We start from the raw sequence: 15,578 nt of genomic DNA on the forward strand, positions 1-15,578 counted from the left end.
GGCAGCAGTGCGATAAATGACAGCAGAGTCACGGCAAAGCCTTGCGACCTTGCCTTTGATTACGTGACTTTTTTTTGTGAATAGTGCTGGGTGAGTCGTGCTTACAAACTGTATCTTCTCGTTGAGGCGTTCGCGGTGAATGTCACTTTGATGTTGGCTAACTCACCGCATTGTGTTTGGTAAAAATGTGTTCTGCCGCATGTTCAACTTGCTGTATACAGGTTTGTAATTCCTGATAACGGTTTAAGACCTCTTGCACAAACAGATCATCGGCTTTACGACGTTCTTTACGTAAGGTCGAAACAAACTGTTCAAATGAGCCTGTTACTTCTTGCAGGTTCGGTGTGCCAACATAGCGGGTCGCACCATACAGACGATGCAACACATGCTCGAGTTGTGGGAAATCTTCCAGTTCAATCAGCTGTTCAATTTCATGTAATTCTGTGGCAAAGCTATCCACTAGCATTTTCAGTAAATCCACTGCAAGGTCTTCTTTGTTGGCTGCCAGCATTAGGCTTTGTTGCCAATCCAACACCTGTGGATCTAGCGCTTCAATCACAATGGCTTTATCGACTGCAGGTGGCTTATTAAAACTTTGCGTGGTCCAATGGGTTAAAATTTGGATGATTTGTTCAATCTGAATCGGTTTGGTGACATAGTCATCCATACCGACTTTGAGTAATTTTTGCTTTTCATCGGCAAGTGCATGCGCGGTGAGAGCAATAATAGGCAAGCGTTTGTGATTTTCCAAAGTTGATTCTAAAGAACGAATCGCACGAGTGGTATCTACCCCCGACATCACAGGCATTTGAATATCCATAAAGATCAGGTCAAATGGTTGCTGTCCCTGCTCAATACGTTGCTGCAAAATTCCCAACGCTTCCTGACCGCTTTGCGCTTTGGTGGTGGTCACATTCAGTTCGCCTAACAAGGCTTCGAGTACAATCAGGTTTGGTAGATGGTCATCCACCGCTAAAATGTGCAGGCCTTTACCATCAAATGATGCAGAATCCTGTTCATCAAAACTGTTTTCATTGTTAAGTAAGTCAATTAAGGCGGAACGACTGAGTGGTTGATACAAAGCCCGCGCTCGATATTCATTTAACAGACTTGGGTCTAGCGCCATTTGATAGCCATACACTGCCAAGTTACCTTGATAACGGGTACGAATTTCTTTTAATAAAGCTTCGGTGTCGCCACTATGATCAACAATCAACCAAGTATTGTCTTGCAGGTCGGATACATCTTTTAAGCGGCTAAATAAATCTAAAATTGAAGCGGCTTCAATATGTCGCACCGCATAATTTTCAAGATAATGACGCAAGACATTCGCTGTGGCAGGGTGCGCCAAATACGACACCACCTGAATCTCTTTAAAGTTTGGATGCTGCTGTGCATGCGCTTCATCTACCGCAAACATGGCAGTAAACCAGAAGGTCGAGCCTTTTTCGGTTGGGGCGCGTTCCTGATTGTCTTCAAAGCCAATTTGACCTTGCATCAAATGCACCAACTGTTTGGAAATGGCCAAACCTAAACCTGTACCACCAAATTGACGCGTGACCGAAGTATCACCTTGAGAGAAAGACTCAAACAATTTTTTACGGTCTGTGCCGCTTAAACCAATGCCGCTGTCTTGGACGCTAAAGTGAATCAGGCATTGTCCAATATCGTCATGTTCTACCCGTGCCCGTACAATAATTTCACCATCGGGGGTGAATTTAATCGCATTGGAAATTAAATTGGTCAAAATTTGCTTGAAACGTAAAGCATCGCCCAGCACATATTGCGGCACGTTATCGGCAAAATAAAAGGCCATGTTGATGTGCTTTTGCGCAGCCAAAGGCGAGAGCATATCCATTACATCAAAAATGGCTTCTTCTAAATCAAAGGGTGCGGTATCCAGCTCCAGTTTGCCTGCATCAATTTTAGAAAAATCCAATACGTCATTAATGAGTGCTAAAAGATGCGCCGATGATTTACGAATAGTCTGTAAATACAAATTCTGCTCATTGCTCAGATTTTCCTGACGCAATAACAGGTGAATAAAGCCATCAATACTGTTTAACGGTGTTCTGAGTTCGTGGCTGATGTTAGCTAAAAATACCGATTTAGACTGGTTGGCAGAAATCGCTTGGTCACGTGCCTGACGATAAGTGATGTTTTGCACTTCCAAAGTATCGAGGGTGCGGCGCAAGTCATCTTCGGTTTGTTCGGTATGTTCTTTGAGTTCTAAAAAGCTGAAATGCAGGCGTTTTACCACATTGGCAATATCCCGCTGCAATAAGCGTAATTCGCCAGTGCTGTTAATGACCATGTGTTGATCGAGCGTATCGGCATTCAGGCGTTGTAGCTGCATGCGGATTTCATACATGGGTGCAATCCAGCGTCGTGAATAGAAATTCAGACACAGCAATAACAACAACAGGGTCAGCAAGCCTGTGGCAATTAATACAATCATGACCCGATAACGGGCAATTTGTAATGGCTGATTGTCCAGTTCAATCAGCAACCATGCAGGACGGTTGATGTCTTGCTGAATTTGCATGCCATACACATGATTATTTTTATACAGAATTGGGCCAAAAAAATCGGCATTTTTAGGGAATTTGGGCCATTCGGCTTGGTCTTGAAAACCCATGCTTAAACGGCGCGTACCTGAAGCATCAATCAGTGCAGTACGAATCAAGTGCTTTTCGTTCATCATATTTTGCATAAAAGTACGTGCTTCTTCGTACTTCCACGGAAAGCTAGCCAGTTGATGCAAAGCTGCTTCAGATGGCAACTCAAAACGGGTCAAAATCGCAATTGCCATTTGCCGCTGCTGTGCTTTTGCGGCATTCGAGGTTTCAGATAAAACCAACATCGTGCCGACGCATGCCAAAACCATAATTGGCACAAAAATAAGTGCAATCAGCTGTCCATAAGCATGATTTAAATGTAAGCGCTTAAATAACTTTTTATTGATATTTGACATGGTTAACGCAGTTCAATCCCTATGTTTGGCAGTTTAGCATGCTTTATTTCTCCCGACTGTGTTTTCATCTGTTTGGTGCGAGTGGTTCAGCTGCATCTCGCAATCAATCGGTGTGCATTTTTTTGCATCCATCCCGCAAAAGACAATCTGAAATTGTGTTCATCTTGCCTAGAATTGTGTAGGCAGTAAGTGATGCATAAATTGTCGGCAGACTATTGCTGTTTTGATAAAAAGCCTGTGAAAAACGTGCAGGAAGGTGCAAATTTTCATACAATAAGCCCACCTTGATATTGGTGCAGACCATGCTTGATACCCAATCAGATTTCCAAAGTGATGAATTTTTGTTAGATCATTATGTGGGCAAAACCCCATTGGTGCGTTTGCAGCGTTTGGCAAGTCATACGCAGGCAACGGTTTTGGCAAAACTGGAAGGCAATAACCCTGCGGGTTCTGTTAAAGATCGTCCTGCCTACAACATGATTATGCAGGCAGAAAAACGCGGTGAAATTCAACCGGGCGATACTTTAATTGAGGCAACCAGTGGCAATACCGGCATTGCTTTGGCGATGGTTGCAGCTATGCGTGGCTATAAAATGCAGCTGATCATGCCTGACAATATGAGCCAAGAACGTAAAGATGCCATGCGTGCCTATGGTGCAGAATTGATTGAAGTGACTAAAGCACAAGGCATGGAAGGCGCGCGCGATTTGGCTTTGCAAATGCAACGCGAAGGCAAAGGCTTGGTGCTGAACCAATTTGGTAACCCAGATAATGTTGAAGCACATTACCTGACCACAGGGCCTGAAATTTGGCAGCAAACGGGCGGTAAAATTACCCACTTTGTCAGCTCTATGGGCACAACAGGCACCATTATGGGGGTGTCTAAATACTTAAAAGAACAAAATCCAGAGATTCAAATTATTGGTTTACAACCTTCAGATGGTTCAAGTATTGCAGGGATTCGCCGTTGGCCTGAAGCATATTTACCAACCATTTTTGACCGTAGTCGTGTTGATCGTATTATTGATATTCCGCAAATTGAAGCGGAAAAAACCATGCGTAAACTGGCGCAAAAAGAAGGCATCAGCGCAGGCACATCATCGGGCGGTGCGGTATGGGCAGCTTTAAAAATTGCCGAAGAAAATCCAGATGCAGTGATTGTTTGTATTGTTTGTGACCGTGGTGATCGTTATTTATCGACAGGTTTGTTCTCTGTTCAAGATACTGAATTGTGATATTCATTTTTCTATCACCCATTGAGTAAGATTTTATGCGTTTACCTGTGCTGATTTTCGATATAGAAACCGTTACCGATTTGAAGTCAGGCGCGCATTTATATCAACTCGATTTACCCGAAGCAGAGCTTGAACAAGCATTAATGAAGTTGCGTCGCCAAGAGGCAGGAACCGATTTTCAGCGTTTGCCTTTGCATGAAATTGTGTGTATTTCAGGCTTGTGGATTGATGAACACGGCATGAAGCTGTTTTCCTTTAGCCGTGAACATGACAGCGAAGCGACAATGCTGAAAAAGTTTTTGTCTATTTTTGATAAGCGTCATCCGACTTTGGTCAGTTGGAACGGTTCGCAGTTTGACTTGCCAGTGATTTTATTCCGCGCCATGTATCACGGGCTGTCTGCACCAAGTTTATTTGATCAGGGCGAGATTGATCAGCAAAAGCGCTATAACAATTATCAAAACCGTTACCATCAGCGTCATGTCGATTTAATGGATGTGATGGCAATGTTTAATGGTCGTCATTTTCAAAAGTTGGATGACATTGCGTATTTGCTAGGTTTTCCGGGTAAACGTGTAGATGCGGGCTATCATGTTCCTGCATTTATGCAAAGCGGCGAATGGTCAAGGCTGACGCGTTATTGTGAAGGCGATGTCTTAAATACTTGGTTGATTTATTTGCGTTGGCTGCTGCTCAAAGGGCAATTGCTGCTTGAAGAGCATACTTTATGGGTACAGCATACCATTCAATATTTGCATACTCAGCCGCAGCATGCAGACTTTTTAAGCGTGTGGCAGCACAGTTCGCAGCAAACTGAATTTACCCGTACAGATTTTCCTGAACAAAGTGTCACCACGCCTTCAAATGAATCCGTGATGCCTTTTCAATCTTCCCCATCTTCCGATATTTAGACTGATATGAAACATCGCAGTAAAAACCGTACCACGCAGCAGGCTGAATATTGCTTTCAGGTGGAATCGTTGTCACATGAAGGGCGCGGGATTGCACACTACACAGCTCAGTCGGGTCATCCAGCCGAGAAGCAGGGGAAAACAGTTTTTATAGAGGGCGCATTGCCTGGTGAAACAGTACGCGCCAAAATTACGCATAGTAACAAACGCTTAGAAGAAGCCGAGTGTCTAGAAGTGCTGGGTGAGCCTTCGACATTACGGGTTACGCCACAATGTCCACATTATCAGCGTTGCGGTGGTTGTAGCATGCAGCATATTCAGTTGGATGAGCAGATTCATCTCAAACAACAGGTGTTGCAGTCGCATCTGCAACATTTTGCGCAAATTCAGCCTGAAGAATGGTTAGCGCCTTTGCGTTCACAGCGTGAAGATTATCGCTGCAAAGCCCGTGTTGGGGTGCGTTATATTGCCAGTCAAGACAAATTGGTGGTCGGTTTTCGTGAGCGCAATAGCAATAAACTGACCTCAATTGACCGCTGTATGGTGTTGGATCAGGCATTTGGTTCGTTAACACGAATCAAGCAGCTACTCCAAAGTCTAACAGGCAAGGCCCATATTGGTCATATAGAATTGGCGATGGGAGATCCAGAGATTGCTTTGGTGGTGCGGCATACAGAACAACTATCTGCAGCCGATATCAACCAGTTACAGCAGTTTGCGTTACAGAAACACTGGCAATTGTATTTGCAGCCTGAAGGTCCAGACAGTTTGCATCGGGTTGATGATCCGCATGCAGCAATGCGTTTGCATTATCGTTTAGATGATTTTGATGTGAATTTTGGCTTTCATCCCCAAGACTTTACCCAAGTCAATTCTACAATTAATCCACAAATGGTTAAGCTGGCATGTGATTTGCTTAACTTAAAATCAGGTGATCGGGTGCTTGATCTGTTTTGTGGATTAGGCAACTTTTCATTGCCGCTTGCACGTTGTGTAGGTGCAACAGGAAAGGTGGTTGCTGTAGAGGGTTCAGAGCAAATGGTGCAGCGTGGTGCAGAGAATGCACAACGTAATGATTTAGACAATGTTAAGTTTTATTCACAAGATTTAACAAAAGATTTTTCGCATCATTCTTGGGCAAATCAAGGATTTGAGGCATTATTAATTGACCCTCCGCGTTCAGGCGCAGAGGAAGTGATGTATTATGTGCCCAAATTTGGCGCAGATAGAATCGTTTATGTGTCTTGTAATCCAGCCACACTCGCAAGGGATGCAGGTGTATTGGTCAAGCAGGGCTATCAATTGAAAAAAGCAGGCGTGATGGATATGTTTCCGCATACGGGGCATGTCGAATCCATTGCCTTGTTTGAGAAAGAAAAGCAAATAAACGATTTATAATATGAAGTACATAGAGGTAGGAGAAGGGTATGGTCACAGTACGTGAACAACTTCCTGGACGTTTAAATGAACTGTCTGAGGAAACGACTGTAGAACATGCCGAGCAAGCCCGACAGGATTTAGCAGAATGGCTAGACCGAGTACGCGGGATTTACGATGGGGCGGCACTTGAACAATTAGAACGCGTTGCCAATTACACCCTGAAAAAAGAGCTGGAAACAGACGTCAGTCATCCATCGCATACCTTATATACAGGTATTGAGATGGCGAATATTTTAGCGCACTTGCATGTCGATGAAGACACTTTGTCTGCAGCCATGCTCTATCGTAGCGTGCGTGAAAATGTCATGCAGTTAGATGAAGTGCGTGAAGAATTTGGTGAAGCAGTTTATGGCTTGATCAAAGGCACCTTGTCGATGGGTAAGTTGTCTGAACTGATTGAGAAAAATAAGCGTTTAGAAGACCATTTTAATAATAACCAGCGTGAACATTTAACAGGCATTTATAAAATGCTGATTTCCATGACGGAAGATGTGCGCGTGGTGCTAATTAAACTGGCAGAACGTACCTATTCATTACGTGAGTTGGCAACCGCTTCCAAAGAACGTCAGGAGCGTGTGGCGCGAGAAATTTTAACCATTTACTCGCCATTGGCACACCGTTTAGGCATTGCCCAACTGAAATGGGAACTCGAAGATTTAGCCTTCCGTTATTTGGCGCCAGACCGTTATAAAGAAATTGCGACGTTACTGAATGAAAAGCGTTTGGAGCGTGAAAACTACATTCAAAACGTAATTGAGCAATTGCGTACAGAGCTGGGCAATAATGGTATTCATGCCGAAATTAGCGGGCGGGTGAAACACATTTATTCGATTTATCGAAAAATGAAGAGTAAAAACCTCAGCTTCGATCAGCTCTATGACATTCGTGCTGTACGTGTTTTGGTGAAAACCATTCCAGAGTGTTACCACTCTTTGGGCATCGTACATCAATTGTGGCGGCATATTCCGCACCAGTTTGATGATTACATTACCAATCCAAAAGCCAATGGTTATCGCTCATTGCATACTGCCGTAATTGCAGAAAACAAGTCGCTTGAAGTGCAAATTCGTACCCTAGATATGCACGAAGAAGCCGAGCTTGGGGTATGTTCACACTTTAATTATAAAGAAGGTTCTAAAGCCACAGACCATTCGTTTAATCATCGTTTACATTCTTTGCGTTCTGTTTTAGAGCACTATCAGGAACGTAACGATGCCAGCGCACATAAAGAAGATGATGATTCTGAAAATTTTGAACAAATCCAAGAGTTTGAAGATTTTGAGAAAATTTATGTGTTCAGCCGTGATGGTGATATTAAAGAATTGCCACGTGGCTCAACGGTGCTGGACTTTGCTTATCATGTGCATACCGAAGTCGGCAATAAATGCTATGCCGCACGGGTCAATCAGCGCTATGTGCCGCTCACCTATACTTTAAAAACAGGCGAGCAGGTCGAGATTTTGACCAAAAAAGACCGTGAACCGAACCGTGATTGGTTGGTGAATTCTTTAGGTTATATTAAGACAGCACGTGCGCGCGATAAGCTGCGTCATTGGTTTAGACAGCAAGACCGCAGTAAAAATCTGGAAGTTGGGCGTGAAGTGCTCAATAAAGAATTGTCACGTTTGGCGATTCATCCAAAAAGTATTGATTTAAATGATTATTGCAATCACTTTAACGTCAAAACAGGTGAAGACATTCTGATTGGTTTGGTGAATGGTGATATTAGCCTGCATGCCTTAATTAATCAGGTCAATCGTCACATGCACTTAGATCAGGATGAACCTGAACTGGTGTTGAAGCCAACCTTGAACCCACGTGCCAGCCATACCTTATCGGCACATGGCATTTTGATTGATGGTTTGGATAACGTTGAACTGCATATCGCACAATGCTGTCAGCCTGTGCATGGTGAAGCGATTGCGGGGTATATTACCCTGAACCGTGGTGTGAGTATTCACAAAGTGGCGTGTTCGGACTATGTGCGTATGATTGGCAACGAACCTGAACGTGCGGTAGAAGCCGATTGGGAAATGCAGCCAACCCGTGGTCAAAGCGTACAAATTGTGGTGGAAGCCTATGACCGCCGTGGTTTGCTCAAAGACTTAACCCAAGTGATTTTTGCCGATCAAATTAACATTCGTCAGGTGAATACTATTTCTGAAAGTGATGGTATCGCCAATATGAAATTGTTAATTGAGGTTAAAGGCTTGGCGCAACTTTCTCGTTTGTTGGCACGTTTAGAGCAGCAACCAGGGATTATCAGCGCACGTCGTTTGGTGCAAGGCAGCTAAGCGAGCACGCTTTAAAAAACCAGCATGTTTGCTGGTTTTTTTCTATCGTATTTCAGCCAAAATGGAGAAGGGCGGATGAATAAAACACCTAAAAAAATTTGTGTGAATGTTAGCCGCATTCAGCAGATTTTTAGTCCCGATCCAAGTGCTGTACGCAGTGAACAGATTCAACAGCAAAAACAGGCTATTTATCGGCATCGGAATCAATTGCTTTCTGGATACTTAGAACACGATATTCAAAACAGCGATATTGAGCGTAACCCACATGGCAAGCCATTTTTGACAGCATTCCCTCAATTGCAGTTTAACCATAGTCATAGCCGTCAGCATTATGCTTTGGTAAGCAGTTTTGAATTGCTCGATGTTGGCGTAGATGTCGAGGACTTAGACCGTAAGGTGCGTTTCGATGCCTTGGCACAACATGCGTTTCATCCCAATGAACTCCAATACTGGCAAGATTTGGAACACGACGCTGATTATTGGTTTCGTGTCTGGACAACTAAAGAAGCAGTGCTGAAAGCATCAGGTTTAGGGATTCGTTTAAGCCTGAATGAGTTGGATACTCGTATGCATCCCAATGCACAGGGCGGCATTTGTCATCATCCACAGATTGGGCATTTTGCCTATCAAAACTTTCGTTTATCAGATTGTATGTTGACCGTAGCATGGCGAGCAGCGCCATCTTGCGTAGGCTTTCAGTTTCCACAGATTCATATTATCCAACATTAACATCGCAACGTCAGCGTAAATATCGCAATGCTAAGGCACAAAAAAGCCTATCCGAAGATAGGCTTGAATGTTGGTGTCAGCAGAAATGCATTAAGGAATTTCTTGCTCTTCACCTTCAAATTCAGGTTTGACTTGAACAATGAAGTCCTGACGGTTCAAACCGCGCCATAAGGCAAAGGCTGTACCAATGTAAATAGATGAATATGTTCCGACAAAGACACCCACAAACATCGCAATCGAGAACCATTTCAGACCATCACCACCCATGAGCATCATCGCGACTACAACCAATAATAGGGTCATAGAGGTGTGAATGGTACGACGTAAAGTTTCTGTCAGCGCAATGTTTACCACTTCAAGTGGTGTTGCACCACGGATTTTACGGAAGTTTTCACGAATACGGTCAGATACAACAATGTTATCGTTGAGTGAGAAGCCAATAATCGCCAATAACGCTGCCAATACAGTCAGGTCAAATGGCCATTGCATCATGGCAAAAATACCCAGTGTCACCACAATATCGTGGAACAATGACAGTACCGCACCCATTGCCAGTTTGAATTCAAAGCGAATGGTGACGTATACCAACATCAATAACAGCGCTAAAGCTACAGCGCCCGCAGAACGTACGTACAGCTCATTACCGACTTGACCACCAACCACATCTACCTTTGGCACAGTTGCCGTGTTATTTGGTAGTTGTACCGCAGCAGTAATTGCTTTGGTTAAGTCTTCTGCTTCAACATCTTCTTGCACAGGCATACGTACCATTAGGTCGCGGTCTGAACCAAGCGTTTGTACCACAGGGTCGTTAAAGCCTGCTTTGACCAATGCGTTAGAAACATCGGTGGCTTTTACTGGATTGCTATAGTTGAGTTCTGCAGCAATACCCCCAGTAAAGTCCAAACCTAAGTTTAAACCTTTGGTGGCAATGAAGAAGATACTGGCAACCGTTAATAGAATAGAAAGCAATGCCGCAGGCAAAGCAATCTTCATAAACGGAATCACGCGCTCATCATCAGGGCGGCCATATTTTTTTGAAGGCAGTTGAGTATTCTCAGTCATCAGTGATCTCCTTAAATGCTCAACTTTTTCAAGTTACGTTTTTTGCCGTAGATGATTTGTACAATTGCACGGGTCACTGTAATTGCAGTAAACATCGAGCAGACAATACCAATCATGAGCGTCACAGCAAAGCCTTTGATTGGACCTGTACCAATCGCAAACAGAATGAATGCCACCAAGAATGTGGTTAAGTTCGAGTCGAAAATAGTGTTATACGCTCGGTCATAACCCGCCACAATGGCTTGTTTGGGCGAGGCCCCCCACTTAATTTCTTCTCGTATTCGCTCACAAATCAAGACGTTGGCATCTACCGCCATACCAATGGTAATTACGATACCCGCAATACCCGGCAAGGTGAGTGATGCACCAATCCAAGACATGACGGTTAAAATCATGGCTAAGTTAAACACTAAAGCGAAGTTGGCAATCAGACCAAACAGACGGAAGAACACCACCATCCAGATTGCAACCAAAATGAAGCCAATCTGAGTCGACAATACGCCTTTATCAATGTTTTCTTGACCCAAGCTTGGACCAATCACACGTTCTTCGACAAAGTACATTGGCGCTGCCAAGGCACCTGCACGAAGCATTAAGGCCAATTCAGAGGCTTCTTGTGGGGAATCTAGACCTGTAATACGGAACTGCGAACCCAATACCGCCTGAATGGTTGCAGCATTAATAATGACAGATTCGGTGTATGGGGTGCGTACTTCAGTTTGTGTGCCAGTTTCATCGGTCACATAGCTAATACGTTGTTTGTTTTCAATAAACAATACCGCCATACGTTTACCCACAGCGTTACGTGTCGCATCTGCCATGAGTTTACCGCCCGCAGCATCAAGGGTAATGTTAACTTCTGCACCGCCTGTATCTTGGCTAAAACCACTCGACGCATTTTGAACACGCTCACCCGTTAAAATACGGCTGCGGTTCAATAATAATTGGCGACCACTGTCCAAAGATTCAAAGGCAAACGCTTCTGTGCCAGGTGGTACTGTACCTGTAGTCTGACCTGTGTACGGATCAATATATTGATCATTTAAGTCAGACACCAAACGGAATTCGAGGTTCGCAGTACGACCGAGTACACGCTTCGCTTCAGCAGTATCTTGTACGCCTGGCAATTCCACTACAATACGGTTGCTACCTTGAGTTTGTACCAAAGCTTCAGCCACACCTAACTCGTTAATACGGTTACGTAAAGTAGTTAAGTTCTGATTGACCGCATACGACTGAATTTCCTGTTTACGGACATCGGTATAGTTCAGACGTAAGCTAGAGCCTTCTGTGGTGGCTACAGCTTGCTGTGTGTATTCATTGCCGTTACGACGCAAGAAATCCATCACTGCATCACGGTCTGCATTATTGGCAAACTGTAGGGTGATGGTGTTGTTATTCAGCGAAAGGCTATTAAATTTCAGCTTGTTGTCACGCAATTGACGGCGTAAATCGGTGGCTGAAGTTTCCATACGCTGGCTGATGGCCTTGTCCATATCCACTTCTAATAAGAAGTGCACACCACCACGTAAGTCCAGACCGAGTTTCATTGGTTTTGCACCAATTTTTTGTAGCCATTCTGGTGTGGTTGGCGCAAGGTTCAGCGCCACGACATAGTCATCACCTAAACCGCGACGTAAAGCTTCTTTGGCTTTGAGTTGGGCTTCTGAGGTGTCTAAACGCAACAATGCAGCATTGTTGGTAAAGCTGTTGTCATGACTGGCAATATTTTCTGATTGTAAAATTTGCTCTGCTTTTTGTATGATGCTTTGATCAATTTGGGTACCAGCTTTGGCACCTGAAATTTGAACAGCAGGTTCATCTGGATACAAGCTAGGCAGGGCATATAATGTACTCACCACAAGAACAACGAGGATGAGCAGATATTTCCATGCTGGGTAACGCATTTATTTTCTTCTTAAAATGAAAAAGTCGTGCGTGAGCACGACTCTTTTTGATTAGAGGTTGTTTAATGTGCCTTCAGGAAGAACTGAAATGACACTCGCGCGTTGTACTTTTACTTCTACACCACGGTTCAGCTCTACCACTGCAAAATCACCTTCAATTTTCGTGATTTTACCCATAAGACCACCTGCGAATACCACTTCACTGCCTACGCCCAAGCTTTCAATCAGTGTACGATGCTCTTTGGCACGCTTTGATTGTGGACGCCAAATCAGGAAGTAGAAAATTGCAATGAAGACTGCAATCATTAAAAGGTTAGCCACAAGGCTTGGTTGTTGTGCAGCTTCACCTGCTGCGTGAGCGGTCGAAATAAAAAGGCTCATTTCATTTTCCTAAACTAAAAACTGGCGATCAGTGATCTGATAATAAATTGGGTTTGTTCTGCAATTTACCTTGTCTTTTTACTCAGCGCAAATACTGAAAAGACTAATCTTCAGGACAAGGCGGTACTTCTAGGCCACGACGGGCATAAAAGTCCTGTACAAATTCATCGAAAGTGCCGTTATCTAAGGCATTGCGAATATCTTGGGTAAAGCGTTGGTAATAACGTAAGTTATGAATAGTGCCCAACATTGACCCCAACATTTCGCCACATTTTTCTAAATGAAACAAATAAGCGCGGGTAAAGTTCTTGCAAGTATAGCAATCACAATGCGGATCGAGCGGGCTTTGGTCATGACGATACTTACTGTTACGAATACGCACCAAGCCATCGGTTACAAAGTAATGACCATTGCGCGCATTACGGGTTGGCATCACGCAGTCGAACATATCGACGCCACGACGAATTGCTTCCACAATATCTTCTGGCTTGCCGACGCCCATCAAATAACGTGGTTTATCTTCTGGCATTTTAGCTGGCAAATAATCCAGTACTTTGATCATTTCTTCTTTCGGTTCACCCACCGAAAGACCGCCAATGGCATAACCATCAAAACCAATTTCAAGTAAGCCGTTTAAAGATTCAACACGTAAATCTTCGTACATACCGCCTTGAATAATCCCGAACAGCGCGTTGCTGTTTTGTAGTTCATCATGGTGATGGGTTTTACAGCGTTTTGCCCAGCGTAAAGACAATTGCAAAGATTTTTGCGCTTCTTCATGTGTTGCAGGATAAGGCGTACATTCGTCAAAAATCATCACGATGTCAGAGTTCAAGGTTTTTTGAATTTCCATCGAGATTTCTGGCGAAAGAAAAACCTTTGAGCCATCAATAGGCGAACGGAAGGTCACACCTTCTTCTTTAATTTTACGCATTGCGCCTAAGCTAAACACCTGAAAGCCACCAGAGTCAGTCAAAATAGGCTTATCCCATTTGATGAATTCATGTAGACCGCCGTGTTGCTGAATCACTTCTAGCCCTGGACGCAAATATAAATGAAAGGTATTGCCTAAAATAACCTGTGCCTGAATTTCTTCAATATCGCGTGGCAGCATGCCTTTGACTGTGCCATACGTCCCCACAGGCATAAACACAGGGGTTTCTACCACACCATGAGCAAGTGTTAAACGACCACGACGGGCGCGCCCCGACTGACCTAATTTCTCAAACTTCATATATGTTCCAAATCAAGGCGAAAAAACAGTTCGCTGATTGTTCATGCTAAAAGTGCAATATTTTCCTAGATTCTGCACGGAATTGCCAGTTGAGATACGTTTTCCTTGGTAAAAATTGCGAGTAAATATTTTGTTCAAATCCATTGTGCTTACATGGCGTAAAATTGCTGAATACGTTGGGTAATTTCTTTATGTAAGGCAATTTCACCTTGTTCATGATTGTCCATTGCAGCAACGTGCTGAATTAAACGCTGAATATATAAATTACTGTCATTGACATCCTCACCTCCCTTAAACGGAGGTGATTCCTACAGCTAGACGCTTATGCCCAAGCGCAAGAATGTTCATGGCACTATTTAAGTCCCTATCGTGAGTGACACCACACTCACATGACCATTCTCTTATTCCAAGACCTGTCCTACCTCTCGGACTACTTGAGGTGATCTCACCGCAGCACGAACAGATTTGGGTGGTATAGGCTTCATTGACTTCTTCAAACATTACCCCTGCGTTCTCGCATTTATACTTGAGCATTATTTTTAGTGCTGAAAACCCTGTATCTAAAACAGACTTTGCCATTTTAGTTTTTACAAGCTTTTTGGCACTTAAGTCACCTACAATTATGAGTGCATTATTTTTAACAAGTAATGTACTTGCCTTATGCAAATGGTCTTTACGGCAATTTGCAATCTTGGCGTGTAATGCACGTACACGTTTTTTATTCCTTGCTCGTTGAGCAATACCTAATTTCTTTTCGTATTGGCGATAGAACTTGGGGTTTGAAATAACCGTACCATCAGAACAGGTTGCAATATCTTTTAAACCTAGATCAATACCTATGGCTTTGGTTGCTGTTGGTTTTTCTTGATTCGATGAATCGACCACAAGGCACACGTACCAACGCCCACGGCTGTCCTCAACAAATGAACCAGTTCTAACAGCATATTTGCTTAATCCATAGCTATCCCATAGTTTGAATTGATGTTTACCATATTGAACATATCCATCAGCGTATTTGATCGCTACTTTCTTAAACGGTATCCATCCAAGTGATTTTCTTGCTGACTTCTTGTTGCTAACACGCCATTTGAGTTTGGCTTTCTTAAACTGCTTTCTGCGTGTGATTAATTCTTCGGTGACAGCCTGTATGGTTTGGCTGTGCAAACCACACTCTTTAGATGCGCCTTTGGTGTATTGAGCAATATCAAATGCAGATAGAAACTCACCTTTTCTTTTTAGGTGCTTAAAACTTAAATCATTCCTCTGTACACGACAAAAATAGATAACTCATTGAAATAATGTCACAATAATTGTTTTCTAACGACGAATACTATGACACATCTCAATGAGTTATATCTTATCTTAAACAAATCTCTAAAATGGAACAAGTCACATTTAAAGTGCTTTG

The 15,578-nt window shown here is 43.3% G+C and carries 10 protein-coding genes and 1 pseudogene; 5 read left to right on the top strand and 6 right to left on the bottom strand.

The features are described 5' to 3' along the window. Positions 1-157 precede the first annotated feature (157 nt). Positions 158-2,974 (bottom strand): ATP-binding protein, encoded by a 2,817-nt coding sequence (locus tag FTU35_RS05525; RefSeq protein WP_004974930.1) that lies wholly within the window; start codon positions 2,972-2,974, stop codon positions 158-160. Positions 2,975-3,276: 302 nt separating this feature from the next. Here FTU35_RS05525 and cysM point away from each other — a divergent pair, with 302 nt between their 5' ends. The 5 genes from cysM (at position 3,277) to FTU35_RS05550 (ending at position 9,583) form a co-directional block, all read left to right on the top strand. Next, positions 3,277-4,209, top strand: a complete 933-nt coding sequence (gene cysM, locus FTU35_RS05530; RefSeq protein WP_179988696.1) for a cysteine synthase CysM — start codon at positions 3,277-3,279, stop codon at positions 4,207-4,209. Between the two features lie 35 nt (positions 4,210-4,244). Further along, positions 4,245-5,120, top strand: coding sequence for a 3'-5' exonuclease (locus tag FTU35_RS05535; RefSeq protein WP_004974933.1), 876 nt, complete (start codon positions 4,245-4,247; stop codon positions 5,118-5,120). A 6-nt stretch (positions 5,121-5,126) separates the two neighbouring features. After that, positions 5,127-6,518, top strand: a complete 1,392-nt coding sequence (rlmD, locus tag FTU35_RS05540) for a 23S rRNA (uracil(1939)-C(5))-methyltransferase RlmD (protein ID WP_179997108.1) — start codon at positions 5,127-5,129, stop codon at positions 6,516-6,518. Positions 6,519-6,547: 29 nt separating this feature from the next. Further along, the gene (locus FTU35_RS05545) at positions 6,548-8,854 is read left to right on the top strand and encodes a bifunctional (p)ppGpp synthetase/guanosine-3',5'-bis(diphosphate) 3'-pyrophosphohydrolase (protein WP_004974935.1); all 2,307 of its coding nucleotides are present in this window, start codon (positions 6,548-6,550) and stop codon (positions 8,852-8,854) included. A 75-nt stretch (positions 8,855-8,929) separates the two neighbouring features. After that, a complete protein-coding gene (locus FTU35_RS05550; protein ID WP_096902676.1) occupies positions 8,930-9,583 on the top strand; it encodes a 4'-phosphopantetheinyl transferase superfamily protein in 654 nt (217 codons plus the stop codon). A 90-nt stretch (positions 9,584-9,673) separates the two neighbouring features. On the opposite strand, the gene secF is transcribed toward FTU35_RS05550, so the two are convergent. From secF to FTU35_RS05580, 5 genes and pseudogenes are all read right to left on the bottom strand, one after another. Next, positions 9,674-10,651, bottom strand: coding sequence for a protein translocase subunit SecF (gene secF, locus FTU35_RS05560; RefSeq protein WP_171525035.1), 978 nt, complete (start codon positions 10,649-10,651; stop codon positions 9,674-9,676). An 8-nt stretch (positions 10,652-10,659) separates the two neighbouring features. Beyond that, a complete protein-coding gene (secD, locus tag FTU35_RS05565; RefSeq protein WP_180050549.1) occupies positions 10,660-12,555 on the bottom strand; it encodes a protein translocase subunit SecD in 1,896 nt (631 codons plus the stop codon). Between the two features lie 51 nt (positions 12,556-12,606). Next, positions 12,607-12,936 (bottom strand): preprotein translocase subunit YajC, encoded by a 330-nt coding sequence (yajC, locus tag FTU35_RS05570; RefSeq protein WP_004974939.1) that lies wholly within the window; start codon positions 12,934-12,936, stop codon positions 12,607-12,609. A 103-nt stretch (positions 12,937-13,039) separates the two neighbouring features. After that, positions 13,040-14,170 (bottom strand): tRNA guanosine(34) transglycosylase Tgt, encoded by a 1,131-nt coding sequence (gene tgt / locus FTU35_RS05575; RefSeq protein ID WP_004974942.1) that lies wholly within the window; start codon positions 14,168-14,170, stop codon positions 13,040-13,042. Positions 14,171-14,461: 291 nt separating this feature from the next. Further along, positions 14,462-15,430, bottom strand: a pseudogene (locus tag FTU35_RS05580) (RNA-guided endonuclease InsQ/TnpB family protein); the annotation flags it as partial. Between the last annotated feature and the right edge of the window lie 148 nt (positions 15,431-15,578).

The sequence above is a fragment of the Acinetobacter sp. YH12095 genome (assembly GCF_013419245.1).
Lineage (GTDB): Bacteria > Pseudomonadota > Gammaproteobacteria > Pseudomonadales > Moraxellaceae > Acinetobacter > Acinetobacter towneri.

Bases quoted from the DNA above. Each gene is read 5' to 3' on its own strand.
- FTU35_RS05525 (WP_004974930.1), bottom strand. From the start codon at position 2,974: ATGTCAAATATCAATAAAAAGTTATTTAAGCGCTTACATTTAAATCAT.
- cysM (WP_179988696.1), top strand. From the start codon at position 3,277: ATGCTTGATACCCAATCAGATTTCCAAAGTGATGAATTTTTGTTAGAT.
- FTU35_RS05535 (WP_004974933.1), top strand. From the start codon at position 4,245: ATGCGTTTACCTGTGCTGATTTTCGATATAGAAACCGTTACCGATTTG.
- rlmD (WP_179997108.1), top strand. From the start codon at position 5,127: ATGAAACATCGCAGTAAAAACCGTACCACGCAGCAGGCTGAATATTGC.
- FTU35_RS05545 (WP_004974935.1), top strand. From the start codon at position 6,548: ATGGTCACAGTACGTGAACAACTTCCTGGACGTTTAAATGAACTGTCT.
- FTU35_RS05550 (WP_096902676.1), top strand. From the start codon at position 8,930: ATGAATAAAACACCTAAAAAAATTTGTGTGAATGTTAGCCGCATTCAG.
- secD (WP_180050549.1), bottom strand. From the start codon at position 12,555: ATGCGTTACCCAGCATGGAAATATCTGCTCATCCTCGTTGTTCTTGTG.
- yajC (WP_004974939.1), bottom strand. From the start codon at position 12,936: ATGAGCCTTTTTATTTCGACCGCTCACGCAGCAGGTGAAGCTGCACAA.
- tgt (WP_004974942.1), bottom strand. From the start codon at position 14,170: ATGAAGTTTGAGAAATTAGGTCAGTCGGGGCGCGCCCGTCGTGGTCGT.